We start from the raw sequence: 14367 nt of genomic DNA on the forward strand, positions 1-14367 counted from the left end.
AGAAATGCAGCAAATATTTAATTTTATTTTTAAAAACAGTAATCGCTTACTGTTTTTGCTGCTTTTGGGTATTTCGTTAACGCTGACCATTCAGTCCCATTCTTTTCACAGAAGTAAAGTGATTAGTTCGGCTAATTTCTTAAGCGGAGGCGTTTACGAGCAACTTAGCGAATTTGACGAATACCTGAATTTAAAATCACAAAATGAGGCATTGGCACAAGAAAATGCAATTCTAAAAAGTATTTTATTCAATAAAAAAGACACAACTGTCGCTAGAAAATTAGACAGTATAAAAGGAGTTAAATCAAGTGATATTATTGTTTCAAGAGTAATTCATAACTCTTATAGCGTTCATGAAAATTATTTAACCTTAAATTCTGGAGAGCTACAAGGTGTAAAACCAGACATGGGAGTCATAAATAGCCTAGGAATCGTTGGGATTGTAGACAACACCTCGCCTCATTATGCAACAGTCATTAGTATCTTAAATAAAAAATCTCAAATTAATGCTAAAATCAAAAAATCAAATCATTTTGGTTCTTTGATTTGGAATGGGAAAAGCACAGGGTTTGTCCAATTAATTGACGTTCCTAGATTAGCATCCGTTAGAAAAGGAGACACCATTGTTACAGGAGGTCAATCTGTTATTTTCCCAGAGAATATCAATATTGGAACTATTGACAAAGTACAAATTGACGATGAGACTCATTACTATACAATTGAGGTTAAATTATTTAATGACATGACCAATCTTGGACATGTTTATATTATAAAAGGAAAAGACCGTCAAGAAATTATGAATCTAGAAAAACGGGAAGAAGATGAATAGCAGTTTATTTTTCAACATTTTTAGATTCTTCATTTTATTAACTATACAAATTATTGTTTTCAATAACATTAATTTATTTGGTTTCATAAGTCCGTTTCCTTATGTTTTATTTATCATATTATATCCAGTAAACGGTAATAAATCAGGCTTATTAATCGCCAGTTTCTTTTTAGGTCTTATTTTAGATATGTTTAGCAATTCTGGAGGAATTCACACTACTGCTTGCTTAACATTAGCTTATTTCAGACCTGCAGTTTTTAAATTTGCCTTCGGAGTAAGTTACGAGTACCAAACCATAAAACTAAATGATGCACTAACCCCTGAGCGATTCTCGTTTATATTGGTATCAGTGCTTATACATCATTTAACCTTATTTATTCTAGAAGCATTTCAATTCAGTCTCTTTTGGGATATTTTAATACGAACACTACTCAGTAGTATACTCACAATCGCTATTTGTATCATCATCATATATCTAATTAAGCCAAACAAAAGATGAGAAAAGTTTTGCTGCCTACCTTAATTATTGTTGCAGCATCATTGCTGGTAATACGAATTTTCTACCTACAAATTATTGATGATTCATTCAAATTGAAATCAGACAATAACGCTATCAAGATAAAATACGACTACCCCGAAAGAGGTTATATTTATGATAGAAACGGAAAACTACTTGTTTCAAATCAAGCGTCTTACGACATTATGGTTATCCCAAGGGAAATCAAAAATTTAGACACTATTGAATTTTGCGAACTACTTAATATCACTAAAGAAGACTTTATTAAGAAAATCGAAAAAGCAAAAGTATATAGCCCTAGATTGCCTTCTGTTTTCTTAACTCAATTGAATAAAATTGAATTTGCAGCCTTCCAAGAAAAAATCAGAAAATTTGAAGGTTTCTATTTTCAAAAACGTTCGCTACGTGATTATGAAGTAAATTTTGGTGCCAATATCTTTGGATTTATCACCCAAGTAAACGAAAACTTAATTGCAAAAAACCCGTATTACAATAGTGGTGATTTGATTGGAAAACAAGGAGTCGAGGAAAGTTATGAGGAAATTTTACGCGGAATCAAAGGAGTAAAATACATTCAAAAAGACAAATACAATAGAGAAATAGGTTCATTCAAAGACGGAAAATACGATACCATTGCTGTACAAGGCGAAGATATTAACTTGAGTATTGATGCCGAAATTCAAAAATATGGTGAGGAGTTAATGATTAATAAGCGTGGTGGAATTGTTGCAATTGAACCAAAGACAGGAGAAATACTGGCTCTGGTAACAGCCCCTTCGTACGATCCTGCCATATTAGTAGGAAGACAACGTTCAAAGAATTACACCCAACTCTATAAAGATTCTATTGCAAAACCTTTGTATGACCGAGGACTACTAGCTGAATATCCTCCCGGATCTCCTTTCAAAATTATGACTGGACTAGTAGCCTTACAAGAAGGCGTAATTAATGAACAAACCAGTGTGGCTTGCCATCACGGATTTAGTTATGCTAGAGGTCGATTCATGCGATGTCACTGCCATGGAGGGATGCTACAATTACACCGAGGGATTTACGAATCATGCAACGCCTTTTTTGGTACTGCCTATATGAAAACGATAAACAAATATGTCAAACCAGCTTCGGCGGTAGATGTTTGGAGTAAACATGTAAAAAGTTTTGGCTTAGGCCAATTTATGGGATATGATCTCCCAACAGGAAGAAAAGGAAATATTCCAGATTCTAAAACATACAAGCGAATTTATCCAAATGGAGGATGGAGAAGCACAGCAATTGTATCCAATGCTATTGGACAAGGCGAAGTTTTAATGACCCCGATACAATTAGCCAATATGATGGCCACTATTGCAAATAGAGGCTATTATTACACCCCTCATATCATCAAAAAAATAGAAGGAAAACCTATTGATAAAAAATTTACTACCAAACACGTCACCACAATTGACAGAAAGTATTTTAGCCCGATAATAGACGGTCTATTTGACGTCTATAATTTAGGAACTGCTTACCACCTAAAAGTTGAAGGAATAGACATTTGTGGAAAAACGGGAACCGCAGAAAATTTTGCTAAAATTGGAGGCAAAAGAACTCAGTTAGAAGACCATTCAATCTTTGTAGCTTTTGCGCCGAAAAACAATCCCAAAATTGCAATTGCAGTAATGGTAGAAAACGGAGGGTTTGGAGCAACCATTGCTGGTCCTATTGCCAGTTTAATGATTGAAAAATACCTCAGAAAGAAGATTACACGTACGGACTTAGAGACTCGAATATTAAACAAAAGTTTACAAGGTCAATATGCCAAATTAGGAGGGTTATCTGAATCTGTAAAATCTGAAATGAGAAAACAAGATTCTATTTTGCAAAGCAAAATAACGCCTCCAAAAATAAAAAAAGACACAATTAAGTCCAATAATAAAGTGACTCATTAATAATGAAATCGCCATTTACACTAAGTTTGCGCAAGCAAACACCAATAATAAAAAAGGTGATACCATATGTTACCGCTAAAAAATAGAATTTAAACATATGAAAAATCAAAGTATAACAAACAATATTGACTGGAGTTGCGTTATTATTTATAGCGTATTAGTACTATTGGGTTGGCTAAATATTTATTCGTCTTCTTTGTCCTCTATGGAAGGAACTTCAGAGAAGCAATTTATTTTTATTGCCTTGACTATCCCTCTAATCTTTGTAGTGCTTTTTGTAGATGGAAAATTCTATGAAAAATATGCTTCTATTATTTTTGGTATTTCACTGCTCTCTCTAATTGGACTATTTGCTTTCGGTAAAACTATTGCAGGTCAGCGTTGTTGGTATGGTTTTGGAAGTTTTACTTTACAGCCATCCGAATTTGCAAAAGCAGCTACAGCATTGGCCTTAGCCAAATACCTAAGTGATACCCAAATTAATCTCAAATACACCAACAGACAAATCCAAGCATTAGCCATCGTATTTTTACCCGTATTGCTCATCTTACCTCAACCCGACCCTGGAAGTGCTTTAATATACAGTGCGTTTTTCTTGGTTTTATATCGTGAAGGACTTCCTTCTTGGTACATTTGGACTGGATTCTCCGCTATCCTTTTATTCGTTTTAACTTTAATTTTACAGCCGCAATATGTTATTTTATTGGCTCTTTTAGTTATTGTATTTGTATACTACAAGTCCCGATTAGCTGATAGAAATATTGTACTCAGCGGAATTCTTTTTACTCTAATTACAGGTTTTGTTTTATCCGTAAACTATGTTTTCACACATGTCTTTAAACAACACCATCGAGACCGTTTCAATATTTTATTAGGAAAAACAGTCGATATGAAAGGTATTGGATACAATACTAATCAATCTGAAATTGCGATTGGATCAGGAGGTTTTTTTGGAAAAGGCTTTTTAGAAGGCACTCAGACTAAAGGAGGTTTTGTACCAGAGCAACATACCGATTATATTTTTACTACAGTAGGTGAAGAATGGGGATTTTTAGGGTCTTTGATTGTAATCACCCTTTTTGTAGTCTTATTACTTCGAATAATCTACTTGGCCGAAAGGCAAAAAACCAAATTTAGTCGGGTATATGGTTATTGCGTAGCGGGAATATTGTTCATTCATTTCTTTGTAAACATCGCAATGGTAGTGGGTATTTTTCCAACCATTGGGGTTCCTCTTCCTTTCTTTTCTTATGGAGGATCGGGATTATGGGGATTCACTATTCTGCTTTTTATCTTCTTAAAAATGGATGCCAATAAAGTAAACGAATGGTAATTTATTAAATTATTAATACTCTAAATAAGAAAGCCCTCAAATTGAGGGCTTTCTTATGATATACATTTTACTAGATTACGACTTTACTAGTTTATGACTTTTCAATTTGGCATCCATTGGTTTTTTTACCACCGTTTTTGATTGCAAGTCATCCAATACATTTAAAGCTTCTTCTACGTAAATATCTTTGGACAACGATTCGTGCCAACGATCTCTTTTCTCTTTCAAAGTAACATCTTTAGACATCACTTCTGCCTCATAAGGCAATGAACTAAACTTCAAATTGTTTTTGTAATTCTGAAGCGGTTTGTATTTTTTGGCTTTCTCTTCAATTTGTTTTTGAGCCAATTTAAATTGATCAATATTCAAACTGTACACATAATCTTCACTACGGCTGTCAATCCATTTGGCATTGTCTTCTACCAACTGGAATTGTGCATTTTGAGCAATTCTATTTTTACTATTCGCAATCGCTTGGTTGAATTTTTTGTTATTTGTCCAAACACCGTATTGCGCTGGATCAATTTTATCCCAAGGCATTGCATTATGCACATCGCGTTCTCCCATTTTTAAATAGGCGTAACGGTCTGGCATCACCACATCACTACTTACACCTTCTAATTGTGTTGAACCACCATTAATTCTGTAGAATTTTTGAGTTGTAGTTTTCAATGCCCCTAAATCCCCTACCGAACTACTACGCACAAATTGATTCAAATCAATAACATTTTGTACAGTACCTTTACCGTAGGTTTGTTTACTACCAATGATAATTCCTCGTTTGTAATCTTGAATGGCTGCAGCCAAAATCTCAGAAGCTGAAGCAGAAAAACTATTGACCATAATTACCAATGGTCCATCCCACTCGATTTTTTTATCTCTATCATACAGCACTTCTTTTCTTTTTCCTGCTGATTTGATTTGAACAATAGGTCCTTCTTCAATAAACAATCCCGCAATATCCACAACTGTTGATAAAGACCCTCCTCCGTCATCACGAACGTCTAAAACGATACCGCTAACGCCTTCTTTTTTCAAACGTGACACTTCTAAAGCTATATCTTTCCCCGCGTCTCTACCGTCTTTATTTTCAAAGTTAATATAGAATTTAGGCAAATAGATTACCCCATATTTTAACCCGTCTTTCTCAACAACACTTGATTTAGCATAGGTTTCCTCAATCTCAACAACATCTCTAATGATTGAAATGACCTTTATTGTTCCATCTACCTTTTTCACCGTTAGACGTACTTCAGTTCCTTTTGGACCTTTGATTTTTTTCACTACATCGTCCAAACGCATTCCCACCACATCAACTGGTTGTTGATTACCTTGACCTACTTTAATTACTAGATCACCTGCTTCTAATTGTTTTCCTCTCCAAGCAGGACCTCCCGAAATCAACTCGGAAATTTCAGTATAATCGTTTTTCTTTTGCAAACGCGCTCCGATGCCTTCCAATATACCGCTAATACTTACATCAAAACGCTCTTTTTCTTCGGGCGCTAAGTAATTCGTATGTGGGTCAAAACGGCCTGTAATCGTATTCAAATACACTGAAAAATAATCGTTTCTATCCAAATCCTTAATGAACCCAAAATATTCGTCCAATGATTTCAATGAACTCTCTCTCGTATCTTTTTCTAACTCTGTAAAAGTTTTCACTTTTCCAGCATCAGCAGGAACTTGTTTATTGTTCTCAACAGTATTTTCTTGAAAAATACCTTCTGGATTGATTGGAGCGGCGGCTTCTTTTAAATCTTTATCTACTTTACCATTGTTTTCTTGAATCTCCAAACGATCTACTAAAGACGACAAGGTAGATAGTTTAATTTGCTTGCGCCATCTTTCATTTAATTCTGATGCATTTTTTGCATACGGCATTTTCTCATAATTCGTATTGAATGATTCGTCTACTTTATAATCAAACGGTTTGCTCAATACTGATTTATAAATGGCTTTACTCTCCTCCATACGTTGCATTAAACGAGTATAAGTCAAATCAAAAAACGTCAAGTCCTTGTTCAAAATTTGATTATCCAATTCCAATTCGTATTTAGAAAACTCATCGATATCTGATTGCAAGAAAAAACGTTTTGATGGATCTAAGGCCTCGATATAATCTTTGTAAACTCCTTTAGAAAATTCATCGTCCATTGTTGCGGGACTATAATGCCCTTTTTCAAGTACAAACGTCAATAATTCAATCAACAATTTGTCTTTTTCTGGATCAGTTGAAGTAGCATAATTGGACTTAAATGCCAACAATGATAATGACAGAAAGGTGACAACTAAGAGTATTTTATAGTTTCTTTTCATAAAGGTAATTATAGTATTCATCAAGTTTTTTGTCTAAATTACAGTAAAAATAATACCAACAATTATAAGGATGACATAATTTTTTGTTAAAGATATAAAATTGTTCTTTTTGGCAAAGATTAAATAGTTGAAGTTGGTATTTTTTGTTTTTCTTTGTTTATTATTTTTACCAAAGTCTAATTAATCACGCTTATTCGACACTCTCTTGAAAAACAAAACCGACATACTCTTTGGATTCGTTATTGGATTAATTACTTCTCTTTTAGGTTGTTTTTTATTCATTCGTTTATTCACTGATTACACCTTTGTTACTGGAATCGAATTAGTACAGGCTGATGGTAAATTAGGCAAGATTATCACTTTAGGAACTGTGTTGGATTTAATCGTTTTTTGGGCTTTACTAAAATCAGATAAAGAGTTCATGGCACGCGGTGTAATTTTAGCAGTGATAGTTCTCACCATTATTACTTTGTTTGTATAACTTTCAGAAAAATACGCAATAAAAAAGATGAAATACTACATTATAGCTGGAGAAGCTTCGGGCGATTTACACGGAGCCAATTTAATGAAAGCCTTATACCACGAAGACCCGAAAGCCAAGATTCGTTTTTGGGGAGGCGATTTGATGCAAGCTGTTGGCGGAACTTTGGTAAAACATTACAAAGAACTCGCTTTCATGGGATTTATTGAAGTCCTATTCAATTTAAAAACCATTTTAAACAACATTAAAATTGCCAAAAAAGACATTTTGGAGTTCCAACCTGATGTAATCGTTTTTATTGATTATCCCGGATTTAACTTGCGTATTGCTAAATGGGCAAAAACCATGAATATCAAAACCCACTATTACATTTCGCCTCAAATTTGGGCTTGGAAAGAAAATAGAATCACCGACATCAAGCGCGATGTGGATCAGATGTATGTGATTTTGCCTTTTGAAAAAGAGTTTTACGAAAACAAACACCACTACCCTGTCCACTTTGTGGGACATCCTTTGATTGATGCCATCCACAACCAACCACCAATTGATACTGCTATTTTTAGAAAAGAAAACCAGTTAAACAATCAACCCATTATTGCGATTTTACCAGGTAGCCGAAAACAAGAAATTACCAAAATGCTCTCCGTGATGTTAAGTGTAGCCAATGATTTTACAGACTACCAATTTGTGATTGCGGGTGCGCCAAGCCAAGAATTTTCTTTTTACAAAAAGTTCATTACCAACTCCAACATCAAATTCATTTCGAATAAAACCTACTCGTTACTGCAAATCGCCACAGCTGCTTTGGTAACTTCTGGAACGGCTACATTAGAAACGGCTCTTTTTAAAGTTCCCGAAGTGGTATGCTACAAAGGAAGTTGGGCTTCGTACCAAATTGCCAAGCGCATCATTACCTTGAAATACATTTCGTTAGTGAACCTCATTATGGATAAAGAAGTCGTAACGGAATTAATTCAAGACGACTGCACCACGGAACGTATCAAAGAGGAATTAGCTAAAATTTTAAAAGGAGAGCACCGCACTCAACTTTTAACTCAATACGACCATTTAGAAAAAAAACTAGGCGGTATTGGCGCGAGTCAAAAAACAGCACAGTTGATAGTGGCGAATTTGAAATAGTTTAAGAAGTATTATTAAAAAGCTTCCAGCCTTTTAAAGTTGGAAGCTTTTTTAATTTTTATATAGTTCGCTTTTAATTTTTTGTATTTTAGTAACATGAAAGTTTTGCAATTCCCCCTAGCAAGAGTTACATTGGTTTTTATTGTAGGTATTGTATTTGCCTATTATGCACAACCTAGTCCCAATCTTGTGTTCGCCTCTCTATTTTTGGCTACCCTATTATTGGGTGGTGTTTATTTCTGGTGTACCAAAAAACCACATCGTCTTCGTTATTTTGGCCTGACTGTTTACGGACTAGCTTTTGTCATTGGTGTAAGTACCCAAACCATTCATACTGATTCCTATCAAAAAAATCATTACACCCAAATTCAAAACGTTTTTGAGCAACAACACACTTTTACGTTAGTACTCAACGAAAAATTAAAAAGTAGTAATTCTAATCAGCGGTATGTGGCTTTGGTAAGCCAAATAGACAAAACCCAATGTTCTGGAAAATTGCTACTCAACATCAGAAAAGACAGTTTGCATCATGTTTTTGTTATTGGCAATCGACTCCAAATCCAAGGCAGTTTGTATCCCAACAGTAGTCCGAAAAACCCCAACCAATTTGATTATGGGAAATACCTAACGAACAAACAAATTTATGGACAGTTGTATGCTGATGCCACTGACATCAAAGTAAGTTCTCTGATTGAAAAAGATAGTTGGTATTATGCTGCCCAAATTCGGAATACTATCATAAATAATTTAAAAAAAGATGGTTTTCACTCCACAGAACTGAATGTAGCTGTTGCTTTACTGCTAGGTCAGCAACAAGACATTGACCCTGAAATTATCCAAGACTATCAATATGCGGGAGCAGTCCATATTTTATCCGTTTCAGGCTTGCACATTGGTTTCATTTTATTGTTTGTCACCTTCGTTCTTAAGCCTGTCCCTAACAACCGAAAAGGTTCATTGCTGAAATTGATTGTCATTTTGTATTCGCTTTGGCTGTTTGGAATATTGGCAGGATTAGCGCCTTCAGTGGTGCGTTCTGTAACCATGTTTTCGTTTGTAGCCATTGGACAACACCTTCGCCGAAGCGTGAATATTTACCACACTTTATTGGTCTCTATTTTACTGATTTTATTGGTACAACCCGCTTTTCTATTTGATGTAGGATTTCAACTCAGTTATTTGGCGTTGTTTTTTATCTTGTGGTTTCACCCTCTATTATCAAGCCTTTGGGAGCCCAAAAACAAAATTTCAAAATACATTTGGGACATTCTTAGCGTTTCTTTTGCCGCACAAATGGGAACACTCCCTTTGAGTTTGTATTATTTTCATCAGTTTCCAGGATTATTTTTTATAACTAATTTGGTCATCATTCCTTTAACAGGATTCATAATGGGATTGGGCGTGTTAGTGATGGTATTAGCCTTTTTTGACCAATGTCCTTTTTTCTTATCTAAAGCATTGGAATGGAGTTTGTTTGTAGTGGACAAAATCATCCATACCATCGCGAATGCGGAACAATTCATTATTAAAGACATTCCGTTTACGCTAGCCTTCCTTTTGAGTAGTTATGCGGTAGTTTTCAGTGGCATTCTTTGGTTTAAGAAACCGCAATTTCAACGTTTGGTTGCTGTATTAGTATCGGTTATTGTAGTACAAATTGCTTTTTTATGGAACGAATGGACGATAGAAAACCAACAAGAATGGGTAGTTTTTAATTCCAATAAAAACACTTTGATGGCCGAACGCAACGGAAAATCCGTTACGCTTTACGCAAATGATAGCCTCCAAAAAGTCGGTGCAAAAAACAACACACTGAATGCCTATCTTGTAGGCAATTTTAGTCATTTGGCTGCAGCCAAAGAATTAAAAAACAACATTTTCTTCAATGGAAAGCGTATTTTAATTTTAGATAGCACAGGCGTGTATCCAAAACAGCAGCATCCCGATATCATCGTACTCACTCAATCACCTAAAATTAATTTAGAACGACTCATTCAAATAAGTCAACCTAAAGAAATTGTCGCCGATGCGTCCAATTACAAAACCTTGCAGAAACTTTGGAAAGCCAGTTGTGAAAAAGAAAAAATCCCTTTTCACTCGACTAGTGAAAAGGGATTCTATATCCTGCGTTAAAACAGTTATTTTTTCTTCAAAATTCCATCAGCAACTGCCAACCAAGCTTTAGGTCCACCAGCCACATACCCTGTATTACCCAACGCTTGGAAATTAATTTTCCCAGCTGATTCTTGTACATTGCTAAAAAATACTGTTGGATATCCTTGAATACCAAAAATTTGTTGCAACTGACCGTTTTGTTGTTTGATTTCGTTCGTTTGTGGTTTACTTCTTGGGTAATCCAATTCGACCAAAACCACATTATCTTTTGCCCAAGTAGCAAATTCTGGTGTTCTCAAAACTTCTTTTTGCAAACGAATACACCAACCACACCAGTCACTTCCAGTAAAAAACAACAACAATGGCTTTTTAGTTTTCTTAGAAACTTCAATCGCTTTATTTACATTGGTTTCCCAATACAATTCTTGTGCTTGTAGAGAAATTGAACCTAAAACAAATACTAAGGTGATAATTATTTTTTTCATTTTGTTGTATTTTTTATGAAATCAAAATTAGTGATTTATTTCACTTCCTGCATTAATTTTTTTATCAAAGGTGTAATCACAATTAAAAATACACCTGCAATAATCGAATAAATGGCCAATTGATAATAGCCTTCGGTGTACGATTGTAATTTAGACACTAATGTATTTCCTGTGTCTGAATTGGACATAGCAGCACCTAATTTCCCAGCGGCTAATTGACCAAATGCGCTAGCCAAAAACCACAACCCCATCATCATTCCGAAGAGGCGTTTTGGCGAAAGCTTAGTAATAATTGACATCCCAATAGGTCCTAAACACAATTCGCCAACAGTAGTTACCAAATAAGCAAAGGTAAACACGTTCAAAGAGGCAATTCCTTTCACATTAGCAAAAAATCGGGTGAGGTAAAAGATATAAAACGAAGCACCAAGGAATAAAAATCCGATGCCAAATTTCACAATTGTATTGGGTTCTATTTTTCTCTTCCCTAACCACAACCATAGCAACCCAATTAGTGGACTCAATACAATCACAAAAAAAGTATTGGAACTGTTGTTGACTACATTAGGGTCGATATGAAAGAATAGCAAACTATCATTCAGATTGTCTTTTGCAAAAAGGGACAATGAACCACCGCTTTGCTCATAAATCGCATTGAATAAAAAGTAAAAAAAGATGAATAAGAACGCCGCAATTAATTTTTTTTGCAAAGCGATATTCTTCACATTTACTGTTTCTATTACAAAATATAAAATTGCCAGTACCCCTATTGTGTACATAAAGTAATCCGTATAATCCGTGTTTTTTACCATTAAAAATATCAATGGAATACTCAACAACGAACCTACATACACTGCAATTTCTCTGACTTTTCTTTTATTGGACGCTAAATTCAATAACGGGGAATCTCCAATAGGGCCCAACTGTTTTTTGGTCAACAAAAATGTAATCAAACCTAAAAACATCACAATAGCCGCCGATAAAAAACACCATTGCCAAGAATAATATTTCCCTAAATAAATACACAGCGCCCCTCCTAAAAGTCCGCCCACGTTAATTCCAGCGTAGAACATTCCGTAACCGGCATCGCGTCTGTTGTCATTTTCATGATACAATTCACCCACCATAGATGAAATATTGGGCTTAAAAAACCCAGTCCCAATTATAGAAAATGCGATTCCATAATAAAACAAAGTTGCTGGTGAAAGAGCGATTAATAGATTGCCTAAAATCATAACTATGCCACCAAACAACAGGGATTTTTTGAACCCTAAAATTTTATCAGCAAAAATCCCTCCGATAAAGGTGAACGCATAGACAAAAGCTTGAATAGCTCCGTATTGTAAATTTGCCGCTTCGTCTTTTAACAACAATTGGTCGACCATAAAATAAGTCAAAACCCCACGCATTCCATAAAAACAGAAACGTTCCCACATTTCTACTAAAAACAAATACCACAATTGCTTGGGGTATTTGCCTTCAAAGTTTTGAATTTTTTCTAAGGTTAAATTATCGGATACCATGCATCATTTTTTTCAAGAAAGGCGTCAAGGCAAATAATATCAATGAAGCAATTCCTGTCAACACTACGAACACCATAAAGAATTCAAATAGATTGTGAATTTCAAAACCTGCAAAAACAGGGTTATGATCGCTAATTTGATTATCGGCTAATAACTTCAATTGTTCAGCTGTTGGCGTGATTTTTTTATCTAAAACAGACTGCAAATCAATCCCTAATGTTTTTGCTTTATCAAATTTATCACCTGTTGCTGGCAAGATAGATCCTAAAGTTCCTCCTAATGCATATCCTGAAGCATTCGACAAAAAGAAAACACCATATAATAAAGAGGCAAAACGTTTTGGCGATAATTTACCTACTAATGACAGACCAATTGGCGACAAGCACAACTCAGCACAAGTATTTAAAAAATACAATAAAATCAACCATTTAACCGCTAATAAGCCAGAAGTCCCTAAACCTTTAACTTGATTAGCAATCATAAAGAAACTCACTGTAATTAAGAATAAGCCTAACGCCAATTTAAATGGAGAAATAGGCTCTTTATCTTTGGCTCTTAATCTGTCCCATAACATACTGAACGGTACTGCCAAAAGAACAACGAAAAGTCCGTTAAAGATTTGCACCATCGAAGCCGGCATTTGCCAACCAAACATAAAAGTTCTGTCGGTTTGGTTATCAGCAATAAACGTTAACGAAGAACCTGCTTGTTCAAAGGCGGCCCAAAAGAAAATAATAAAAAACGACACAATATAAATTACTAGAATTCGGTCTCTTTCTATTTTGGTCAATGAACTATCTGATAAAATTAATCCTGCTAAAGTAATACCGCTGGCGTAGATGATTGGATAAATAATGGTTTTTACCACATTATCCCCATCAACAGAGAAATGAAATAACAAAAACAATCCCACAAAACAAGCTACTGCTACCGCTAAAGCTGTTGGAGTAAAAACGGCTTTTTGCGCTTCTCCTTCTTCATAATCTGAGGATTCATTTTTAGAAGGCAATCCGCCTAATGGTTTTCCTTCTGGAGAAACAACATATTTGTTTTTCAAAAAGTAGAACAAAATAGTCCCTAATACCATCGCTATCGAAGCGGCAAGAAATCCCCATTTGAAAGCATGAATATCTCTAATACCACCCGCATCTTTCACATCTCCTAACAAGGGACAAATGGATTGACCTAAGAAAGCCCCAATGTTAATTCCCATGTAGAAAATAGTAAAGGCTGTATCCAATTTATTTTTTTCTTGTTTTGGATACAAACTTCCCACCATAGAAGAAATATTAGGTTTGAAGAATCCATTACCAAAAATAATAGCTCCCAAACCACTGTACATAATCGTAGTGGCTAAAGGTAAATTTTCACCAAAAACACTCGCACTAGTAAATAACAATAACTGTCCAATCGCCATTATCAATCCACCCAACATAATACAATTTCTATTGCCTAAAAAACGATCGGCAATAAATCCTCCTAACATTGGAGTTAAATAACAAAGCCCTAAGAAACCTCCATAAATTAAGGACGCATCTTCTTCTTTCATTACTAATGAATTCACAAGAAACAGTACTAATAAAGTTCGCATTCCGTAGAAATTGAATCGTTCCCACATTTCTGTTCCAAACAATACCCAAAGTCCTTTTGGATGCGCTGTTTTCGATTGAGTTGCTGTCATAAATCTATTTTTTGGT

At 35.0% G+C, this 14367-nt stretch carries 11 protein-coding genes; 7 read left to right on the forward strand and 4 right to left on the reverse strand.

All coding sequences use genetic code 11. From position 1 onward, the window contains the following. Positions 1 to 4: 4 nt before the first annotated feature. From mreC to rodA, 4 genes are all read left to right on the forward strand, one after another. Complete coding sequence (gene mreC, locus Q0L65_RS10470) at positions 5 to 829, forward strand: rod shape-determining protein MreC (protein WP_296686091.1); 825 nt, start codon at positions 5 to 7, stop codon at positions 827 to 829. Beyond that, a complete protein-coding gene (locus tag Q0L65_RS10475) occupies positions 822 to 1328 on the forward strand; it encodes a rod shape-determining protein MreD (protein ID WP_296686094.1) in 507 nt (168 codons plus the stop codon). Before mreC ends, Q0L65_RS10475 begins: the two co-directional genes overlap by 8 nt. After that, a complete protein-coding gene (gene mrdA / locus Q0L65_RS10480; protein WP_296686098.1) occupies positions 1325 to 3274 on the forward strand; it encodes a penicillin-binding protein 2 in 1950 nt (649 codons plus the stop codon). The genes Q0L65_RS10475 and mrdA overlap by 4 nt, the downstream gene beginning before the upstream one ends. Positions 3275 to 3371: 97 nt before the next feature. Beyond that, a complete protein-coding gene (gene rodA / locus Q0L65_RS10485) occupies positions 3372 to 4607 on the forward strand; it encodes a rod shape-determining protein RodA (RefSeq protein ID WP_296686101.1) in 1236 nt (411 codons plus the stop codon). Between the two features lie 75 nt (positions 4608 to 4682). On the opposite strand, the gene Q0L65_RS10490 is transcribed toward rodA, so the two are convergent. Continuing rightward, positions 4683 to 6947, reverse strand: coding sequence for a carboxy terminal-processing peptidase (locus Q0L65_RS10490; RefSeq protein ID WP_296686102.1), 2265 nt, complete (start codon positions 6945 to 6947; stop codon positions 4683 to 4685). 184 nt (positions 6948 to 7131) lie between these two features. Between Q0L65_RS10490 and Q0L65_RS10495 the strand changes: the two genes are divergently transcribed. From Q0L65_RS10495 to Q0L65_RS10505, 3 genes are all read left to right on the forward strand, one after another. Further along, positions 7132 to 7407, forward strand: a complete 276-nt coding sequence (locus Q0L65_RS10495) for a hypothetical protein (RefSeq protein WP_296686103.1) — start codon at positions 7132 to 7134, stop codon at positions 7405 to 7407. Between the two features lie 27 nt (positions 7408 to 7434). Beyond that, positions 7435 to 8547, forward strand: coding sequence for a lipid-A-disaccharide synthase (lpxB, locus tag Q0L65_RS10500; protein ID WP_296686104.1), 1113 nt, complete (start codon positions 7435 to 7437; stop codon positions 8545 to 8547). 96 nt (positions 8548 to 8643) lie between these two features. After that, positions 8644 to 10680, forward strand: a complete 2037-nt coding sequence (locus Q0L65_RS10505) for a ComEC/Rec2 family competence protein (RefSeq protein WP_296686106.1) — start codon at positions 8644 to 8646, stop codon at positions 10678 to 10680. Between the two features lie 5 nt (positions 10681 to 10685). On the opposite strand, the gene Q0L65_RS10510 is transcribed toward Q0L65_RS10505, so the two are convergent. The 3 genes from Q0L65_RS10510 to Q0L65_RS10520 are packed head-to-tail and all read right to left on the reverse strand — an operon-like array spanning position 10686 to position 14351. After that, positions 10686 to 11147, reverse strand: a complete 462-nt coding sequence (locus tag Q0L65_RS10510) for a thioredoxin family protein (protein ID WP_296686107.1) — start codon at positions 11145 to 11147, stop codon at positions 10686 to 10688. A gap of 35 nt (positions 11148 to 11182) precedes the next feature. Further along, entirely contained in the window at positions 11183 to 12670 is a 1488-nt protein-coding gene (locus tag Q0L65_RS10515; protein WP_296686109.1) for a peptide MFS transporter, read from the reverse strand. After that, positions 12657 to 14351 (reverse strand): peptide MFS transporter, encoded by a 1695-nt coding sequence (locus Q0L65_RS10520; protein WP_296686111.1) that lies wholly within the window; start codon positions 14349 to 14351, stop codon positions 12657 to 12659. Before Q0L65_RS10520 ends, Q0L65_RS10515 begins: the two co-directional genes overlap by 14 nt. Positions 14352 to 14367 lie beyond the last annotated feature (16 nt).

Origin of the sequence: Flavobacterium sp. (genome assembly GCF_024642105.1) — a bacterium.
In the GTDB taxonomy this organism is placed as follows: domain Bacteria; phylum Bacteroidota; class Bacteroidia; order Flavobacteriales; family Flavobacteriaceae; genus Flavobacterium.

What these genes read in the sequence shown, in the direction of transcription:
- mreC (WP_296686091.1), top strand. Translation starts at nt 5, where the DNA reads ATGCAGCAAATATTTAATTTTATTTTTAAAAACAGTAATCGCTTACTG.
- Q0L65_RS10475 (WP_296686094.1), top strand. Translation starts at nt 822, where the DNA reads ATGAATAGCAGTTTATTTTTCAACATTTTTAGATTCTTCATTTTATTA.
- mrdA (WP_296686098.1), top strand. Translation starts at nt 1,325, where the DNA reads ATGAGAAAAGTTTTGCTGCCTACCTTAATTATTGTTGCAGCATCATTG.
- rodA (WP_296686101.1), top strand. Translation starts at nt 3,372, where the DNA reads ATGAAAAATCAAAGTATAACAAACAATATTGACTGGAGTTGCGTTATT.
- Q0L65_RS10490 (WP_296686102.1), bottom strand. Translation starts at nt 6,947, where the DNA reads ATGAATACTATAATTACCTTTATGAAAAGAAACTATAAAATACTCTTA.
- lpxB (WP_296686104.1), top strand. Translation starts at nt 7,435, where the DNA reads ATGAAATACTACATTATAGCTGGAGAAGCTTCGGGCGATTTACACGGA.
- Q0L65_RS10505 (WP_296686106.1), top strand. Translation starts at nt 8,644, where the DNA reads ATGAAAGTTTTGCAATTCCCCCTAGCAAGAGTTACATTGGTTTTTATT.
- Q0L65_RS10510 (WP_296686107.1), bottom strand. Translation starts at nt 11,147, where the DNA reads ATGAAAAAAATAATTATCACCTTAGTATTTGTTTTAGGTTCAATTTCT.
- Q0L65_RS10515 (WP_296686109.1), bottom strand. Translation starts at nt 12,670, where the DNA reads ATGGTATCCGATAATTTAACCTTAGAAAAAATTCAAAACTTTGAAGGC.
- Q0L65_RS10520 (WP_296686111.1), bottom strand. Translation starts at nt 14,351, where the DNA reads ATGACAGCAACTCAATCGAAAACAGCGCATCCAAAAGGACTTTGGGTA.